The organism is Rhodococcus sp. Ni2 (assembly GCF_021352185.1).
In the GTDB taxonomy this organism is placed as follows: domain Bacteria; phylum Actinomycetota; class Actinomycetes; order Mycobacteriales; family Mycobacteriaceae; genus Rhodococcus_F; species Rhodococcus_F qingshengii.
In genome coordinates, this window is sequence record NZ_WOXZ01000001.1 from 2,337,194 (window position 1) to 2,355,401 (window position 18,208).

The 18,208-nt window shown below is 62.1% G+C and carries 17 protein-coding genes; 8 read left to right on the forward strand and 9 right to left on the reverse strand.

The features are described 5' to 3' along the window. Nucleotides 1-306: 306 nt before the first annotated feature. The gene (locus GN300_RS11430; RefSeq protein WP_063315303.1) at nucleotides 307-1,956 is read right to left on the reverse strand and encodes a class I adenylate-forming enzyme family protein; all 1,650 of its coding nucleotides are present in this window, start codon (nucleotides 1,954-1,956) and stop codon (nucleotides 307-309) included. Further along, on the reverse strand, nucleotides 1,953-2,906 hold the full coding sequence (locus GN300_RS11435) for a cyclase family protein (RefSeq protein WP_007735859.1): 954 nt from the start codon (nucleotides 2,904-2,906) through the stop codon (nucleotides 1,953-1,955). The genes GN300_RS11430 and GN300_RS11435 overlap by 4 nt, the downstream gene beginning before the upstream one ends. 163 nt (nucleotides 2,907-3,069) lie before the next feature. Here GN300_RS11435 and GN300_RS11440 point away from each other — a divergent pair, with 163 nt between their 5' ends. Then, the gene (locus tag GN300_RS11440) at nucleotides 3,070-3,948 is read left to right on the forward strand and encodes a TetR family transcriptional regulator (protein WP_231782780.1); all 879 of its coding nucleotides are present in this window, start codon (nucleotides 3,070-3,072) and stop codon (nucleotides 3,946-3,948) included. A 46-nt stretch (nucleotides 3,949-3,994) separates the two neighbouring features. Further along, entirely contained in the window at nucleotides 3,995-5,722 is a 1,728-nt protein-coding gene (locus GN300_RS11445; RefSeq protein ID WP_082845702.1) for an oleate hydratase, read from the forward strand. A gap of 7 nt (nucleotides 5,723-5,729) precedes the next feature. Here GN300_RS11445 and GN300_RS11450 read toward each other — a convergent pair whose 3' ends face one another. Then, complete coding sequence (locus tag GN300_RS11450; RefSeq protein ID WP_003943558.1) at nucleotides 5,730-6,107, reverse strand: DUF5313 family protein; 378 nt, start codon at nucleotides 6,105-6,107, stop codon at nucleotides 5,730-5,732. 30 nt (nucleotides 6,108-6,137) lie between these two features. After that, entirely contained in the window at nucleotides 6,138-7,109 is a 972-nt protein-coding gene (locus GN300_RS11455; RefSeq protein WP_058037004.1) for a GlxA family transcriptional regulator, read from the reverse strand. Nucleotides 7,110-7,180: 71 nt separating this feature from the next. Between GN300_RS11455 and GN300_RS11460 the strand changes: the two genes are divergently transcribed. The 3 genes from GN300_RS11460 (at nucleotide 7,181) to GN300_RS11470 (ending at nucleotide 10,576) form a co-directional block, all read left to right on the forward strand. Continuing rightward, nucleotides 7,181-8,497 carry an MFS transporter gene (locus GN300_RS11460; RefSeq protein WP_030536659.1) on the forward strand — a complete coding sequence of 439 codons (1,317 nt, stop codon included), beginning with the start codon at nucleotides 7,181-7,183 and terminating at the stop codon, nucleotides 8,495-8,497. 78 nt (nucleotides 8,498-8,575) lie between these two features. Continuing rightward, a complete protein-coding gene (locus tag GN300_RS11465; RefSeq protein WP_063315301.1) occupies nucleotides 8,576-10,129 on the forward strand; it encodes a succinic semialdehyde dehydrogenase in 1,554 nt (517 codons plus the stop codon). 3 nt (nucleotides 10,130-10,132) lie between these two features. Beyond that, nucleotides 10,133-10,576 (forward strand): SRPBCC family protein, encoded by a 444-nt coding sequence (locus GN300_RS11470; RefSeq protein ID WP_003943564.1) that lies wholly within the window; start codon nucleotides 10,133-10,135, stop codon nucleotides 10,574-10,576. 61 nt (nucleotides 10,577-10,637) lie between these two features. Here the strand turns inward: GN300_RS11470 and GN300_RS11475 are convergent, their stop codons facing one another. Continuing rightward, nucleotides 10,638-11,594 carry a proline dehydrogenase family protein gene (locus tag GN300_RS11475; protein WP_063315300.1) on the reverse strand — a complete coding sequence of 319 codons (957 nt, stop codon included), beginning with the start codon at nucleotides 11,592-11,594 and terminating at the stop codon, nucleotides 10,638-10,640. Between the two features lie 115 nt (nucleotides 11,595-11,709). Here GN300_RS11475 and GN300_RS11480 point away from each other — a divergent pair, with 115 nt between their 5' ends. Continuing rightward, nucleotides 11,710-12,114, forward strand: a complete 405-nt coding sequence (locus tag GN300_RS11480) for a hypothetical protein (protein ID WP_233405623.1) — start codon at nucleotides 11,710-11,712, stop codon at nucleotides 12,112-12,114. 9 nt (nucleotides 12,115-12,123) lie between these two features. Here GN300_RS11480 and GN300_RS11485 read toward each other — a convergent pair whose 3' ends face one another. The 4 genes from GN300_RS11485 to GN300_RS11500 form a co-directional block, all read right to left on the reverse strand. After that, nucleotides 12,124-12,939, reverse strand: coding sequence for a siderophore-interacting protein (locus tag GN300_RS11485; protein ID WP_019746297.1), 816 nt, complete (start codon nucleotides 12,937-12,939; stop codon nucleotides 12,124-12,126). A gap of 144 nt (nucleotides 12,940-13,083) precedes the next feature. Continuing rightward, nucleotides 13,084-14,322, reverse strand: coding sequence for an HNH endonuclease signature motif containing protein (locus tag GN300_RS11490; RefSeq protein WP_063315298.1), 1,239 nt, complete (start codon nucleotides 14,320-14,322; stop codon nucleotides 13,084-13,086). A gap of 92 nt (nucleotides 14,323-14,414) precedes the next feature. Further along, nucleotides 14,415-15,032: a response regulator transcription factor gene (locus GN300_RS11495; protein WP_003943536.1), complete on the reverse strand. Its 618-nt coding sequence runs from the start codon at nucleotides 15,030-15,032 to the stop codon at nucleotides 14,415-14,417. Next, nucleotides 15,029-16,231, reverse strand: a complete 1,203-nt coding sequence (locus tag GN300_RS11500) for a sensor histidine kinase (RefSeq protein ID WP_063315297.1) — start codon at nucleotides 16,229-16,231, stop codon at nucleotides 15,029-15,031. The genes GN300_RS11495 and GN300_RS11500 overlap by 4 nt, the downstream gene beginning before the upstream one ends. A 114-nt stretch (nucleotides 16,232-16,345) precedes the next feature. Between GN300_RS11500 and GN300_RS11505 the strand changes: the two genes are divergently transcribed. Both GN300_RS11505 and GN300_RS11510 read left to right on the forward strand, forming a co-directional pair. Then, nucleotides 16,346-17,392, forward strand: a complete 1,047-nt coding sequence (locus GN300_RS11505; protein WP_063315976.1) for an ABC transporter permease — start codon at nucleotides 16,346-16,348, stop codon at nucleotides 17,390-17,392. Then, on the forward strand, nucleotides 17,389-18,129 hold the full coding sequence (locus GN300_RS11510) for an ABC transporter ATP-binding protein (protein WP_003943539.1): 741 nt from the start codon (nucleotides 17,389-17,391) through the stop codon (nucleotides 18,127-18,129). The genes GN300_RS11505 and GN300_RS11510 overlap by 4 nt, the downstream gene beginning before the upstream one ends. Nucleotides 18,130-18,208: the final 79 nt, after the last annotated feature.

Sequence of the window (18,208 nt, forward strand, 5' to 3'; positions counted from 1 at the left end):
TTGCACCTATTTGCCCATGTGCAGATGGACGCGGGGTTACAAGTTTCGGATTCGCAGAGCTCAGGAGGGTTTGGCGGCAATCCCGATCGACACGGAGAGCGACAACGCGATGAGGGTCATGGCCAGCCACTGGTAGCTCTTGGGCGTGGGCTGCTTCTTACGTCCGAACTTGCTCACTGATGTCTCCCGTTTGTCCGTGGGTACTCAGCACATATTACTGTTCCATTACCCCAATGGCGCGGTCGACCGGAAACTGTGCGCGATCAGACAGCAGGCGGACCGCGAAGTCCGCCCGCTGCCCCGCGATCAAGAGATCGTGCGCAGTTCCCGTCGCAGTATCTTGCCGGTGACGGTCTTGGGCAGTTCCTCCACCAGCACCACGGAGCGTGGGTACTTGTACGCCGCCATCCGCTGCTTGCAGTGATCGATCAGATCTTCCGGGGTGACGGACGCCCCCGCGACGAGGCTGACAAACGCCTTCACCGTCTCACCGCGGTATTCGTCGGCGATCCCGACGACTGCCGCCTCACGGACTGCGGGGTGCTCGGCAAGAACGTCCTCGACCTCGCGTGGCCACACCTTGTAGCCGGACGCGATGATCATGTCCTTCTTACGGTCGACGACGTAGAACCAGCCGGCTTCGTCCATGAACCCCACGTCGCCGGTGTGGAACCACCCGTCGCGAATGGCCGACGCACTCTCCTCCGGCTTGTTCCAGTAACCGCGCACCACCTGTGGACCTCGGACGACCAGTTCGCCGATCTCTCCGATCGGCAGGATCGCACCGCCCTCGTCTTCGATGCGGACCACGGTGTTGGGTACGGGAACGCCGACAGACAGTGCTCCGGATGTGGGGTCGACCGGCGTATCCGCACCAACGGGAACGGCATGGGTCGGCGACGTGGTCTCGGTCAGCCCGTAGATGTTGTGCAGCGCAGCACCGGTCATGGCGCGGACGGCCTCGGCGGCAGTCGGCGAGATGGGTGCGCCGCCGGAGTAGAGCAACCGTATGGAGGTGAAGTCTTCCGGCGCGCAACCCGGAGTGTTGAGCAGTGCCGTAAAAGCAGTGATGGCGCCGACTGTGAATGTCGGTTGGTGCTCACGAATCGCGTCGAGCATCACCTCGGGGTGGAAGCGATAGGCAAGCACCAGCGGCATTCTCGCCAGGACGGACACCGCGATGTGACCGATCAACCCCGTGATGTGGAAGAGCGGTGCAACTCCGAGAACCGTGTCTTTCGGGGTGAGCCCCAACCAGTCCCGGTACACCTGGGCGTTGAAGGTCATGTTCGCGTGAGAGGTCATCGCTCCCTTCGGCGGACCGGTGGTTCCCGACGTATAGGTCAGTACCGCAATGTCTTCCGGTGCAGCGTCAGTGGTGATCGGATCGCCGAGACGATGTTCGTCGATCAGCGTCGCGAGATCGTCGGTACCGAGATCCTTCTTAACAATTCCGTCGAAAATCCTCGGATCGTTGCGACTTTGGTACTCGAGTTCCGAGGTGGTGATAACTCGCCTGACCGGCGAGTCGGAGACGACATTGCGGCCGACGGACTCGTAGAGCCCCTCGAGAGCGATCAGAACCGCTGCTCCGGAATCTTCGAGTTGGTATCCCAGTTCTCGTTCACGGCTCATGGGATTGATCGAGACTGCGACGCCGCCGGCTTTCCAGATTCCGGCGAGCGCAAGCACGAACTGCGGAACGTTCTGGAGGAACAGAGCGACGCGGTCACCCTTCACCAGTCCACCGGCTCGGAGTGCTCGGGCCAGGGCGTCACTCTGCTGATCCAGTTCGGCGAAACTGAGTTGACCGTCGAAGTACTTCACAGCCGTGGCGTCCGGATCAGAGCGGACCGCCGCTGCCAACATTTCGAGCATCGTGGGGTGCTCTACGTCGATGTCGGGGGGAACGTCGTTGCGGTACAACGCCAACCAAGGGCGATCTTCGTATGTCATTTGATGGCAACCGGATTCACGGGAGAGCCGCTGGCCTTGGCAACCTTGAGTGGCGCGGCGACGTACAGGAACGTGTACTGGCCGTCGGCCGCGCAGTCCGCGGCCAACTTCTCCAGATCGCAGATCTCGGTGAACACCACTCCGAGGTTGCGCATCAATGCGTTGTGGAGGACCAGTGCCACACCGTTTTCGGGGTCGGTGGTGACCTCGTTGGCAATGGTGTCGGTGACAAGGTTGGGGATCTCCATGTCCTGGAACCACTGGACGAGTTCGGGGCTGTAGATCAGGCCGGGCTCGCAGAAGCCCTCGTAGAAGGCTTCGCCCTGGTCGAAGAACAGCTTGAGGAAGTTGGTGCGGATGACGAGGATGTCACGCTTCTCGATGGTGACCCCCTGCGCTTCGGCACAGGCCAAAAGATCATGGTGCGTGAAGGTTTCGGCCTTGTCGAGGTTTTCCTTGCCGCGGAACTTTGCCATGTCGAGAAGTACTGCGCGTCCGACGACGCCGCGGTCGGCAATCGGTTCGACGCTGGCCTTCTCCAGGCCGCCGACAGTGGTATCAGCCGAGTATCCGTTCCACAGGGCGCCGTCGTACCAGACATGGCCGAGTGCGTCGTACTGCGTCGAGCCCTGCAGGAACGCGTCGATCTTGTCGTCCGCGTAATGCAGGCCGCCGGGGAAGTTGGGTGCGTCGTCGCCGTCCCAGCTGCTCTCGTCGAAGATCTGTGTGCGCTCGGCGGGGCTCCGGCCCGGCCAGACCGGATCACCCTTGGGATCGCCGATTAGACGTTGGAGTGTGAACACGGAACCCTGCTTGATGGTTCCGACGCCACGAAGCACCTGTCCGGCGTCGAGGTAGTTCAGTGAACCGACCTCGTCGGACTCTCCCCACTTGCCCCAGTTGCTGGGTGCGTCGCGCAGGAGTTCTCCAAGATATGGCGCCTCGGTCATGGTGATTCGATCCTCTCGCTACCGACACCGAACGATCGCTCGGGCGGACCTGGGTCTTTGTGATCCACATCATGTTCAGGCCGATAATCAGTAGTCAACAGGTTCACCGATTGCCGTGGTCATCGCATTGTTGGAAATCCAATGTTCGGGAATACTGAACACTGTGACCGAATTCGAGAATGCCGTCCTGATCGGAGCGTCGATCCGGCAAGCGCGGCGTCACAGCGGGCTCTCGCTGCGTGAATTGGCCAGGCGTCTCGATGTCAGCCCGGCTACCCTCAGCGCTGTCGAGACCGGAAAGACCAGAGTCAGCGTCGACCGGTTGGCGGCAATCGGCGGGATTCTCGGAGTGCGTTTCGACGCTCTGCTCCCGGCTGCGATAGTGCGTCCGCCGGAACAGCCGCGATGGGGAGGCGACGACGCCGACCCGGACGCACATTTTCGCCCGAACGAGTGGCGAAGGTTCGGTCCGAGTTCGTTCGATCCGGTGTTGGCTGCAGCGCTCGCGGAGATGGTGAAGACCGGATATCACGGCGCTGCGATGCGTGAGATCGCCAAACGTGCGCAGATGAGTGTTCCGGGTCTGTATCACCACTATTCCAGCAAGCAACAGATGTTGGCCGAAATTCTCGACCTCACCATGGCTGAACTGAACACGAGATCGTTGGCGGCTATCGACGAGGGCGAAAGTCCCTCCGAAAGGCTGGCTTTCCTCGTCGAATGTGTGACCTTGTTCCATATCTATCGGCGTGATCAAGGATTTCTCGGTGCCAGCGAAATGCGCAGTCTCACAGCCGAGAACAGGTTGCGCATCACGGAATCACGCAACTACCAGCAATGGTTGATGACGAAGCAGGTCGACGACGGAATCGCCGCCGGTGTGTTCGGGACGGATCGGCCGCGACAGGCCGCGCGTGCAATCGTCGTGATGTGTGTCTCTGTCGCGCAATGGTATCGGCCGAGCGGACCACAAACGCCCGAGGAAATTGCACGCGACTACGCGCGTTTTGCACTGGATCTGGTGCGCCTTCAGCGACCGTGACGGACGTCATCCGGTTCGGGTGATGCGCCTGCGGGCAAAGGGGTCCATGCTTGGAAGGTATCCGTACCGCGACTCGAGTAAGGAACGAAACCCAATGTCTTCCAATCTGTCTCACAAGGCCTACATGATCGGTGCCGGCATCGGAAACCTCTCGGCTGCCGTCTATCTGATTCGAGACGGTGAGTGGAACGGTGAGGACATCACCATCATGGGCCTGGACATGCACGGAGCGAACGACGGCGAATCTGCCGCTACGTTTCAGCACCAGTACGGCCATCGCGAACTCGGTAACGACGCGGGTTTCATCAATCGTGGCGGTCGCATGCTCAACGAGGAGACCTATGAGAACCTCTGGGACGTGCTGAGTGTGGTTCCGTCGCTGGACAACCCGGGAAAATCGGTGACGGATGACATTCTCGATTTCGACCACGCACATCCGACGCACGACGTCGCACGATTGATCGATCGCGACGGTATTCGCAACAAGGGTGAAAACGACTACAAGCACATGCAATTCGACAACAAGGATCGGTACTTGTTGACGAAGCTGATGACGATGCCGGAGTCGGACGAGGCAAAACTCGACGACATCAGTATCGAGCAGTGGTTCGAGGACACTCCGCACTTCTTCACCACCAACTTCTGGTACATGTGGGAGACCACATTTGCTTTCAAGCGGGTGAGTTCGGCGATGGAGCTGCGCCGGTACATGAACCGAATGATTCTCGAGTTCAGTCGCATTCAAACTCTTGCCGGTGTCACCAGATCCCCGTACAACCAGTACGAGAGCATCATCTTGCCGATGCGGGCCTTCCTCGAAGGCAAGGGCGTGAAGTTCGTCAACGAACTGAAGATCACCGAGTTCGTGTTCAAGGACACCCCGCTACGAGACGAGATCATCGTGGCGGGACTCGATTACGAAAACGTCCGCACCGGTGAGAAGGGCAGAATCGACGTGGCGGAGGGCGATTTCGTCTTCGACACCAACGGCAGCATCACCGACAGTTCTTCGATCGGCGATCTCGACACGCCGATCGTCGAAGACATGAGATACGCACCGAGTGCGCTGCTGTGGAAGCAGGCCACCGAGCATTTCTACGATCTCGGGAATCCCGACAAGTTCTTCGGGGACCGGGCGCAGAGTGAGTGGACCAGCTTCACCGTCACCACTTCGTCACACGAGCTCATCAACGAGATTTCCCGAATCACCAAGCAGCCCCCCGGAAATGCGCTCAACACATTCGTGGACTCGAACGTGCTTCTGTCGATCGTGGTCCACCATCAGCCGCACTACCACGCGCAGAAGGAGAACGAAGGAGTCTTCTGGGGTTACTGTCTGTTCCCGCGCAAGGACGGCGACTACGTGAAGAAGCCGTTCATCGAGATGACCGGGCGGGAAATGCTGGAAGAGACGCTCGGACACCTCGAGGCGCTCGACGAGAGCGGTGCGCTCGCCGCGCGTCGACAAGAGATTATGGACAGCGTCGTGAATTCGATACCCAGCCATATGCCTTACGCCAGTGCGCTGTTCAATCGGCGCGCCGTCGGCGACCGGCCGCTGGTGGTGCCGAAGCACTCCAAGAACCTGGCGTTCATCAGTCAGTTCGCGGAGCTGCCGTTCGACATGGTGTTCACCGAGCAGTACTCGGTGCGCTGCGCTCAGGTAGCCGTCTACAAGTTCCTGGGGATTCCGGAAGACAAGCTCACCAAGATGCATCACTACGAGAAGGATCCGAAGGTCCTCGCCAAGGCCGCAGTGACGATGTTCCGCTGAGGGGTGCTCAGCGACCGTGCCGCTTCTCGTAGTCCTCGCGAGTGCGATCGGCACGGCGCTGGGCCTTCTCGTCGAGCAGTTCGGGATCGAGTCCGTGGCTCAGCAGGCGGTGACGGCGGTAGATGGTCCCGAGCGCCACGACGAAGTACGCGAGCGGGATGAGCAACAAGGCCATCATGGCCAAGGGAATCCAGATCGGTCCCGGGATCAAGAGGAACAGCAGAAGGATCAGCGTCGCCGGCACGGTGAAGCGGATGATGTAGCGGGCCTGGGCGCCCGGGCCGACCAGATCGTTCCGTACCCAGTCCTGATACCGGTCGGGGAGCGTCTTCCCCAGGAGGTATCCGCAGTACTGAGGAAAGTTCGGGCGAGTCTGTTCGGCCATGGCATCCAGGATAGTGCCTGGTACTGCCGCTTACACCGGTGCCTTGAACGTGCGTCGGTAGGCGCTCGGTGAAACGCCGAGGGCCTCGTTCATGTGTTGACGCATGGATGTCGCAGTCCCGAAGCCGGTTCGAGCAGCAACCGCATCGATCGACAGATCGGATTCCTCCAGTAGTTCCCGCGCCCGATCGACGCGTCTGCTGGTCAACCAGCGGTTCGGTGTGGTTCCGACTTCGTCGCGGAATCGACGGCTGAACGTGCGGACGCTCATGTTGGCGCGCGTCGCCAGGTCCGCCAGGGTGATCGGGTCGTCGAGATGTTCGAGGGCCCAGTGCCGAGCGTCGGCAGTCGATTCCGAAGGTTTGTCGGCCAGGGGGCGTCGGATGTACTGAGCTTGGCCACCGTCGCGCCACGGCGGTACGACGCAACGCCTCGCGACGGTGTTCGCCACTTCCATGCCGTGGTCACGCCTGACGATATGCAGGCAGAGGTCGACTCCCGACGCCACCCCGGCCGAGGTCAGGATGTGGCCTTCGTCGACGAACAGCACGTCGGGATCCACGTTCACCTTGGGATAGACACGCTGGAAATGGTCGGTGTTGCGCCAGTGCGTCGTGGCGCGGAGTCCGTCGAGCAAACCCGCCGCGGCGAGGATGTACGACCCGGTGCAGATCGAGACCAGCCGAGTGCCCGGCCGGATGTGTTGGAAAGCCGCGGCCAACTCGGGGGAGAGGTAGCCGTCTTCGTAGGCCGGACCCAACTCGTACGACGCGGGTATGACGACGGTGTCGGCGGTGGCGAGCAACTCGCTCCCGTGGTCGACCGAGATGCTGAAGTCTGCGTCGGTCTGCACGGGATTGCCGTCGATTGTGCACGTCAGGATCTCGTACAGCGGCCGATCCTCGACGTCGAGGGCACGTCCGAAGATGCGCGCCGGGATGCCGAGTTCGAAGGGGATGACTCCATTCAGAGCCAGTACGACGACGCGATGCGGACCAGACATGGCTTGATTCTTTCATATATTGGCAATCTGGCCACTGTTCTCGATCGAATCCGAACTGCAGAATTCTCTCTGTGACTTCTGAGACCGCTCTCCCCGAATCAGGCCAACAGCAGGTGAGCCCGCCGCGCTTTCACCGCGCCTGGTCCGTCGCGATCGTGGCATTCCTGGCGTTGGTCGGTGCGGCGAGCTTCCGCGCTGCCCCATCGGTGCTGATCGATCCGCTGCACGAGGATTTCGGGTGGTCGCGCGCCAGCATCTCGGCGGCCGTCTCGGTCAACCTGATTCTGTACGGGTTGACCTCGCCGTTCGCTGCTGCCTTGATGGAGAGGTTCGGTATCCGGGCGGTCGTCACCTCGGCGTTGGCGCTCATCTCGCTCGGCAGTGGTCTCACGATCTTCATGACCTCGAGTTGGCAGCTCATTCTGCTGTGGGGTGTCTTCGTCGGTCTCGGTACCGGTTCGATGGCGCTGGCGTTTGTCGCCACCGTCGTCGATCGCTGGTTCGTCGAGAAGCGTGGTCTCGTGACCGGCATCCTGACGGCCGGTGGTGCTGCCGGTCAGCTGGTGTTCCTTCCGGTCCTGGCGAAGATCGCCGAAACGTACGACTGGAAGAGCGTCGCCTTCACAGTTTCGTTTGCCGCACTGGCCGTTGTGCCGTTCGTTCTGCTGTTCCTGCGTAACTATCCGTCAGACGTGGGTACGACGCCTTACGGAGCGCCCGCCGATTACGCCCCACCAGCCAAGCCTGTCTACCAGCGCGGCGGTGCCGGAGGCCGGGCGATCTCGGTGCTGGTGATGGCGTCGAAGACCAAGGTGTTCTGGCTTCTCGCCGGTACCTTCGCGATCTGCGGCGCGAGCACCAACGGCCTGATCGGCACGCACTTCGTCCCGGCGTCGCACGACCACGGAATGCCGATCACGACGGCCGCGTCCCTCTTGGCGTTGATCGGAATCCTCGACATGGTCGGCACCATTGCTTCGGGTTGGTTCACCGACCGGATGGACTCGCGAAAACTTCTCGGCATCTATTACCTGTTCCGCGGAATCTCGCTGCTCTTCCTGCCGCTGCTGCTCGCGAACACTGTGAATCCACCGATGATCGCGTTTGTCATCTTCTACGGGCTCGACTGGGTGGCGACGGTTCCGCCGACCGTCGCGCTGTGCCGTCAACACTTCGGCGCCGACGCCCCCATCGTGTTCGGTTGGGTGCTGGCATCGCACCAGATCGGTGCGGGTCTGGTGGCCTTCTTGGCCGGTCTCGTTCGTGATCAGATCGGCTCATACGACGCTGCCTTCTTGGTGGCCGGCGCGCTCTGCGCGATCGCCGCAGTCATGTCGTTGTTGATCGCAAAACGTCCGAAAGAGGCAGTATTGGTTGACTCTGTCTGATTCGGCACTGTGATCGGTACCACCGACGGGGTAAGTTGTGTGTAACTCCAAGAACTACTCACCAGTAGGGGTACTGAAATGCCTGCTCCGTCCGCTGCGACCTTCTCGCGGCTCGCCGAACTGATCGCCATCGACAATGTTGCCGATCGCCCGACGAAGTCCATCACCGAGGTGTTCACCGGCAAGGAGCTGGCGACCATCCCCGTCGGCACCGCCGACGACGCACTTGCGGCCATCGCCCGTGCCCGCGTCGCCCAGAAGGAATGGGCCAAGCGCTCCGTCCTCGATCGCGCCGCCGTCTTCCACCGCTACCGCGATCTCATCCTCGAGAACCGCGACGCCCTCATGGACATGGCTCAGGCCGAGACCGGAAAGTCGCGTACCGCAGCTCAGGAAGAAGTCCTCGACATCTCGATGACGTCGCGTCACTACGCACGTGTGGCGCCGAAGCTGCTGCGCCCGCGTCGCGTCTCCGGCATGCTCCCGGGTCTGACGAAGACCGTCGTCCGCTACCAGCCCAAGGGCGTAGTCGGCGTCATCTCGCCGTGGAACTACCCGATGACGCTGGCCGTGTCCGACGCCATCGCCGCGCTGCTCGCCGGTAACGCCGTTGTCCTCAAGCCGGACAGCCAGACGCCGTACTGCGCGCTCGCCTGCGTCGAACTGCTCTACAAGGCGGGTCTGCCTCGCGACCTCTTCGCCGTGGTTCCCGGGCCGGGCTCCGTCGTCGGCACCGCCCTGGTTGAGAACACCGACTACCTCATGTTCACCGGTTCCACCGCGACCGGTCAGCTCCTCGCCGAGCAGGCCGGCCGTCGACTGATCGGCTTCTCCGCCGAACTCGGTGGCAAGAACCCGATGATCGTCGCGGCCGGCGCAGACCTGCGCGAGGTCACCGACGCCGCTGTGCGTGCGTGCTTCTCCAACTCCGGTCAGCTGTGCATCTCCATCGAGCGCATCTACGTCGAAGAGTCCATCGCACCCGAGTTCATCCGCATGTTCGGTGACCGCGTCAAGAAGATGAACCTCGCCGCCGGATACGAATTCGGAATCGAGATGGGCAGCCTCGTCTCCGAGGCGCAGGTCAAGGCAATCTCCGCTCATGTCGACGACGCAGTGGTCAAGGGCGCCACCGTCATTGCCGGTGGCAAGGCTCGGCCGGACATCGGACCGCTGTTCTACGAGCCCACCCTGCTCACCGGGGTTCCCGAAGACGCCGAGTGCTACCGCGACGAGACCTTCGGGCCGCTCGTCTCGATCTACCCCGTCAAGGACGTCGAAGAGGCCATCGCTGCGGCCAACGACACCGAGTACGGCCTCAACGCCAGTGTGTGGGCGGGAAGCAAGGCTGCCGGTGAAGCCATCGCAGCGCGCATCCACGCCGGCACCGTCAACGTCGACGAGGGTTACGCACCGACCTGGGGCAGCACCGCAGCACCGATGGGCGGTATGGGTGTCTCGGGCGTCGGTCGTCGTCACGGCGCCGAGGGGCTGATCAAGTACACCGAACCGCAGACCGTTGCCACCACTCGCGTCATGAATCTCGGTGGACCGCGCGGACTTCCGGCCAAGGTGTGGGCAAAGCTCATGCCTCACGCCATCAAGATCATGTCCTGGGTTCCGGGCCGGTAACGGGTGGAAACCGCCAGCGCGTACATCGAGGCAACGCCGGTATCGGTGTGGAAGGTTGTCAGCGACATCGAAGGTATGGGTCGCTTCAGTCCTGAAAATACCGGTGGAACATGGACTTCCGGAACTCCGGGCACTGTGGGTGCAAAGTTCAAGGGCACCAACAAGCATGGTCTGATTCGGTGGAGCACGCACTGCACGGTGGTCGACGTGGTCGACTGCCGGAGGTTCTCCTTCGAATCGGACGAGCCGAAAGCGCGGTGGACCTTTGTGCTCGAGCCTTCGGGAACGGGCACTGTGCTTACCGAGACTCGTGAGATCTATGCGACGCCTGCGCTTTACGTGCGCATGATGTCGGGTAGCGGCCTACTCGGTCGGGGTCGAGATCAGCTGATGCAGACCGGAATGGAAACCACCCTGGCGCGCATCAAGGCGTTTCTGGAGAGCTAGAAACTGACACAAGTGGGGCTGCACTCGATTCGAGTGCGGTCCCACTTCTGTTGTTGGAGATCTAGTTTGCAGTGCTGATGAGCGCAGCGTCGATGAGCGCGGTGTAGACACGCTCCGGCTCTTCGGCGATGCGATTGAGTACGTACAGCCACCACTGTGTTCCGAAGATGACGTATTCGCGTGTGGTGAAGCCCGCTCCTCGGAGTGCGTCCAGTTGCTCGGTACCGAGGCCGAGCAGCATCTCGAACTCGACGTGCTCGCCTCTGAGCTTCGAATCATGCTCGGCGCGTAGTGCTTCGAGGATGTCGCGGTCATGTGTCGCGATGGAGACCTGGTGACCCGAGTCGACGATCCGGGCTGCGTAGTCGAGATACGCGCTGCGCAGTTCGGCACTACCGCGTGGGTAGGCGACGGACTCGGCTTCGAGGAAGGCGCCCTTCACGAGACGGATGCGACCGGGTCGGTTCAGCAGAGCGGCGAGATCCTTTGCCGTGCGGTGCAGTCGGGCCTGAACGGTGATCCCCACGTGAGTGAAGCGCTCGGCCAGTCGCGCGTGCATGTCGAGAACCAGGTCGGTGCGGTCGGACGCTTCGGCGGAGATGATCAGCTCAGCACCGGCGCGTTCAGTGGTCTCGGCCAGGCGCACGACATTGCGAAAGCACTGCTCTGGATCGATCACCAAGCCGATGTGCGAGAGGTCGAACGACACGGTGCTGTCGACGCCCGACGTTCCGATCCGTTCCGCCAATTCCACGAACACATCGGTTTCGGCGTTCGCGAGTTCGGGATCCCGGACGCTTTCCCCGGTGTATTCGATGCTCGCCTTGTGTCCTCGCGCGAAGATCGAGGGGAGTCGGTCGAAAGCGTCGTCGATGGTTTCGCCGCCGATGTAGCGAGCGGCGACTTTCCGTGCGAGTGCTGCCGTCGCAGCGTCCGCCATGGTGCGTTCTTTCAGGGATTCGTCGAGTGCGAGGCGGCGTAGGGCGTCCGCGGCCTGGGCTTGTAGATCCGTGTTCACGGCTTCAGCGTATCCGGACGAGGGTGCGGGAATTATTCTACGAACTCTTGCGTTCGATCTATTGTCGATATATCGTCGATACGTCAAACAAACACAGACAGTCCAGGAGGACAACATGTACGCCCCACACAACAACCCAGAAATGCAAGAACGTCGCGAGCATGGCCGCCGAGGCCCGCATCGTGGATACGGTTTCCGTCGAGGATTCGAGGGCGAGCGACCCGAGGGTCGCTTCGAAGACCGAGCAGAAGGACGCCCCGAAGGCCGGCGCGGTCGACTTGACCAGCGCGGACACGGTCGGCCGGGTTTCGGTGAAGCCGGCGCAGCGCTCCGTCCCGCGATGGGCCTACTCCGAGGTGCCGCTGTCGCGGTAGCCGCAGGTGGGACCGCCGAGCAGGTAGCCAAGGCCGAGGCAATTCTCGCCGAGGCACGCCGAGCACTGTTCGAGATGCTGGCGGAAAAGCCGGCTGACGCGCAGCAGGCTCACGCAGAATCTACCGCCACGCTGCCGGCAGAGTGATCACGGCGCTCAGGCGCCGACGGTGACTTCCTCGCTGTTCATGCCGGAAACGTGGCCGTCGGCGCCCTCTCGCCAGTACCCGACAACATTGTGCTTGTCGCGAGCAATTCCTCGAACTTCCCTCAGATGCTTACGAATGCGACGGCTTGTTGCGCTTTCGCACGCCACCCACGCGTAGATGTCGGCCGATTCGGATTCGGGAAACTCGACCTTCTCCACAGCCTCGAACAGTGCGCTCGGCGCCTTTCCGAGGCCACTCCCCACGAGCCACGTGTACGTGACGTCGCCGCGAGTGACAAATTCCTGTCGATCCTCTTCGGTTTCGACCTCGATGATCGCCTGTGCGACATCGCCCTCTCGAAGTTCTTCGACAATCCTGCCCAGTCCGGGGAGACCCGTGGCGTCTGCGACCAGCAGCTGCCAGCGAGGACCCGCCGGTGCTTGGTAGTGGGACCGCGAACTGTCCGACCAGAAGACGCCTAGTAGGTGACCTGGTTCGGCCCGCAGGGCCCAATCCGCTGCAATACCGCCAGGGTGCACGACGAAGTCGATGTCCAGACGTCGGCCGCCGTCGTGCACCTTGCGCACGGTGTAGTGCCGCCACGGTGGCTCGGTTCCGAGATCGGCCTTGCCGTAGTCGGGATTGTTGAAGTAGTCGTAATCTGCTTCTGTTTCACCGGGTTTCGGGAACGCGATGTCGATGCGCTCGTCGCCTTGTCCGCCGGTCGGCCAGTGCCAGTCGCCTTCTGCCTCGATGCTGATTCGCCGCATGTGCGGGGTCAGGGACGTGACGGTGACAACGCGGGCGGGTTCGCAGAAAGACATGCCTCGACCCTATTGGTCCTGCGTGTCGAAGTGGAGACAGATGCTGTCGCAAGACGGACATCGAGCGCAGCTGAAAACGCCAGCGTATGCCCCGGGGCATGATTCTTCCCCGGTGCACACGCTGGCCTTTTCAGTTATGTCGGTTCACGCCGCTGTCGGTGGGCTGTTCCCGCCGATCGGCTGTTGATACGGGTCGATCGACATCGGTGGATAGAACACCGATTTCCGATCCGGGCCGATCTCCACCCGCCACTCCGTGTGATGCAGCGTCCGATGATGATGACCGCACAACAAGATCAGATTGTCGAGATCTGTTGGGCCGCCATCGTTCCAGTGAACAATATGGTGGGCATCGCACCACCCCGATGGTGTTCCGCACCCCGGAAACGCACACCCACCATCACGAACCGCCAACGCCCGCCGCTGCGGCACCGTCGCCGTTCTCGCTTCCTTACCGCAGTCGAGCGGAACACCATTCTCGTCCAACAAAATTCGCGTGACCGTGCAATCGCAGGCCAACATCCGTGCGGTGTCGATGCTGATCGGGCCCACCCAATCCGTCCACGCGAACCCCAACTCCTCCGTGGACGGCAAGAGGTCCTTCAACGCCTTGAGGTCCGTCATGTCTTTCGCCGACGCAGTCACCGTGATGTGCGGTTTCACCCCGCCCTCGATCGGACCCAACCCCGCCCGCTCATACCGGCGCAACAACTCGCAAAACCCGTCCGCCCGCCGCAATGCCGGCGTACGCGTGTCCTTGACGCCGTCCTTCTCCGGCGTCGGAGCCGACAGGCTCGACAGCAACGTGATCAGACGGGCCCCGTTCACCGCATCCAAATCACCCTTCACAGTGACCCGCCCGTACAAACCTTTCGACGCGTAGAACTCGTTGCGCTCCGAATCCTCGCCGACCGGAACGCCGTCCTCACGCTTGCCGTACTGCTTCTCGATCCGCCGGATCGCCGCCCGCACCGCATCACAATCCGCAATGTTCTGCGACGCCAAACCCAACAGGATCCCGCGAGCCTTGTCCACATCCGCCGGCGTCATGTTCTTGGGCGGATGCTGACAAAACGACGCCACCTGACGGGCTTTCAACGCATCCACGTCACCACGATGAAACGCATCCGCCACAACAGGTTCGAGCATCAACAACCGCGCCAACCCGACCAGCAGACTGCACTCACCGATCTCCAGATTCGTCGAACCATGCAACCACTGCGCGATCGCCCGAAAACCCTTCCCGCCGAGAACCTCCCGGGAAAACATCTCCACGATCAGCAACACCATCCGCGACTGCAACTCGTGCCGGACACGCACCAGATCCAGAACCTCACCCTTGAGGTCCTCGCCATCCAGTTGCCACGCATCCCGACTGTCCATGCTCAAAGTTTAATCGAACAAAGTTTCGAACACAAGAGAATCGCAGGCGAAAATAGCTGCTGTTCAGCTACTTTCGACAATTCGGGCAAATGTCAGATCGAACCCAGCTCCCGCGCACGAGCTACCGCCGACGTCCGCGACTTCACTCCCAACTTGCCGAAGATGTGAACCAGGTGCGACTTGACCGTGGTCTCACTCAGGAACAGTTCTTTGCCGATCTCTCGGTTGGAGCGACCCGCCGCCACCAACTTCAGAACTTCGATTTCCCTTGGGCTGAGGCTGGTTTCGGGTTTGCGTACCCGAGTCATGAGCTTCGACGCGATGGCGGGGGAGAGAACGCTGTCCCCGCTCGCAGCGGCGCGGACGGCTGACAGCAACTCGACCGGTGGTGTGTCCTTGAGTAAGTACCCGCTGGCCCCGGCCTCGACAGCGCTCAAGATGTCTGCATCCGTGTCGTAGTTGGTCACGACGAGTACGTGCGGCGGATTCGGCAGCGCGCACACCGCGCGGGTGGCGTCGACGCCCGTCTTCCCGGGGCCGAATCGCAGGTCCATGAGCACGAGGTCGACCGGCGTGGTGGCGCAGAAGGCTATGGCTTCCTCGGCGGTGCCCGCTTCGCCGACTACCTCGATGTCGGCTTCGCTTTCGAGCAGCGCTCGTAACCCGGCGCGCACGATCGCGTGATCGTCGGCGAGCAGCAGGCGGATCACGGTTCGCCGACTTCGAGAGGAAACGTCACCGCGACGGCCGTGTGTCCCGGCTCGGACTCGATGGAGAAAGTCCCGCCCTGCAGTTCGACGCGCCGGCGAATTGCATTGAGGCCAAAAGATTCCGCGGGGCCACGTTCGAGAACTGCCACCTCGAAACCGCGACCGTTGTCGACCACGTCGAGGCTGACGGTGTCATCGGAATAGGTCAGTGTCACAGCCATTCTGGTTGCATCGGCATGGCGGAGAACATTGGACACCGCGCCCTGAGCGATGCGTACCAATGTTGCTTCGAGGGGCATCGGCAGCCGCACTGCCTCGCCTTCGACCACGGAGCGCGCTTCCAGTTCAGGACTGCTCGCGCGTTCGCAGATTCGACGAAGCGCGTCGGCGAGCGACTGACCGTCCAAGGCCGCGGGCGTCAATTCGGCTATGAGTTGGCGGGTTTCGGCAAGACTGTCCGCGGCAGTTTCCCGTGCGAGGCTGATCTGACGGATGGCCGGGCTGTCCGGATCGGCGCGTTCGGCAGCGTGAAGGAGCATCTGGATGCTCGAAAGTCCCTGGGCCACGGTGTCGTGAATCTCGGCGGCGAGTCTTTCACGTTCCGCGAATTTTCCGGCATCGCGAGACGTCGACGCCAATTCTTCACGAGTATTCATCAACTCGTCGATGAGACGACCGCGCTCGGCTGCCTCGCGGTACAGCGCTTGATATCCGAGGCCGATTGCAACCGCTACGGCAGCGCCGATGATCGGGCCGACGGCGCCGGCAATCGTCCATCCACGATGCAGGCCGGTGCCGACCACGGCGACAGCCGTTGCCGCGGTGACGGCGAGAAGACTCCAGGGGCGTCGCAGAATATGGAGATAGAGGAAGAAGAGTCCGAACGCGAGGTAGGCGGCGTCGGCGGATACCGCCATCGTCGCGATCCAGACGAGGGTCAGCACGGCCAGCCACCAGCGGGCAGCGTTGCCGCGCAGCCTTTTGGCGACCCCGAAAAGATAGACGGCAACAAAGATCACGGCCAACGCGATGATTGTTGCGGTCAGGTCGGATTCGTCGATCAGCGCTCGAAGAAACACCACACCGGCCAGCGCCATGACAAGGACATGCAGGCCCAGTTGTAGGCCGGCGAAGACAGGCGTGAGCGGAGATCGGTGCATCTCGCCCAGCTTAGCGAGGTTCGGGCCTGGTTCATCCATCAAAAGTTGTAAACCGGGATGGTTCTTTCGAGCGCTGGAATGTCGATCCGAGGTGCGATGGAAAGAGTCTGCATCCGCGAGAGCGTAGAGGCAAGCACAGGAAAGGAATTCACAGTGTTTGTCGCAATGAGGGACTTACGGGCAGCGCGAGGTCGTTTCGCGCTGATCTCCGTCGTGGTTCTGTTGGTTGCACTTCTGGTCAGTTTTCTCAGCGGGTTGACTGCAGGACTTCGCCATCAGAACGTGTCGGCCATCGAGGCCATGAATGCCGACACGGTGGTGTTCGCCGACACCGGAGCCGGGGCGTCGTTCGACGAGTCGGCGCTCACGCAGGACCAGGTCAACGCTTGGACCTCCACGTCGAAGGACGTCGATCCCATCGGAATCGGTCGCGGGAAAGCGGGATTGGCCGACGGAAATCAGAAGTCGGTGGCCCTGTTCGGCGCTGATGGCGGTTTCGGTGACGTGACGCCGTCGGCGTCAGGCACTGTGGTGTTGAGCGAAGGTGCCGCCCGCGAACTGGGGGCGGGCGCCGGCGATCAGGTGAGCGTCGGTACGAAGCAGTTCACCGTCAGCGCCGTTCGCGGTGACGACTGGTACAGCCATTCGCCCGTCGTCTGGATGACGCTCGACGACTGGCAGGCGGCCAATCCACGCGGCGGAGTTGCGACAGTACTGGCTGTCACCGGAGCCTCCGACGCTTCCGCAACGGACAAGGCGGCTGCGACGACGTCGACGACGGTCAGCGGTTCGCTCGACGCGATCGGTTCGTACAAGTCGGAGAACGGGTCGTTGACGTTGATGACGCTCATGTTGTTCGCGATCTCAGCCTTGGTGATCGGTGCGTTCTTCACGGTGTGGACGATCCAGCGAACTCCGGACATCGCGACGCTGAAAGCGCTCGGTGCGACTACCGCTTCGCTGGTGCGCGACGCACTGGGTCAGGCGCTCATCGTTCTGATTGCCGGTGTCACCGTCGGAATCGGGCTGACGGCCGTGGCCGGATCGCTGATCGGTGACGCCATGCCGTTTGTCCTGGACGCATCCACCACCGTCGTACCTGCCGTGGCATTGATCGGGCTCGGTCTGCTCGGCGCGGCCTTTGCACTTCGATTCCTCTCGACCACCGATCCACTCACAGCATTGGGGAGCGCACGATGACCATGACAACCGGCACCACAGTTCTCGACATCCAGAACGTCGATCTGACGTTTCCCGATGGGCAATCGCGGGTGACGGCGCTGGACGACGTGTCTCTGCGACTGCACCGCGGCGAGATCGCCGCGATCACCGGGCCGTCGGGTTCGGGCAAGTCCAGCCTGTTGGCGGTGGCGTCGACGCTGATCCGTCCGGATTCCGGGCACGTCTATCTCCGGACGCCGGAAGGCAGCACCGACATCGCTGCGCTGAGTCGGCGGGCGGCGTCGGAGCTGCGACGCTCGTCGATCGGCATCGTCTTCCAACAGTCGAACCTCGTGTCTTCGCTGACTGCACTGGAGCAGCTCGAGGTGATGGCGCATCTGGGGCAGTCCGTGTTCACGTCACGGGCCCGTCGCAAGGCCGTGAAATCAAAAGCGATGGATTTGCTGGACGCTGTCGGGCTCGCGGATCAGAGCGGAAAACGGCCGTCCCAGCTGTCGGGCGGGCAGCGACAGCGCGTCAATCTCGCGCGAGCATTGATGAACGATCCGCAGCTTCTCGTGGTCGACGAGCCCACGAGTGCGCTCGATCAGGAGCGCGGTGCCGCTGTCATGGATCTGATCATCGGGGTGGTGCGGGAACGCGAGGCGGCAACCCTTCTCGTGACACACGACCGAAGTCACCTGTCTCGGATGGATACTGTCTATCGTGTTGTTGACGGTTCCTTGGCGGAGGATCAGGAGGCGCTCGCGGCGTGACTCAGGCGGGCACGATTCGGGCATTCGTCACTGCATCCGGGCGGGAAGTCAACCCGCGATTTGCTGGGCAGTTAGACTG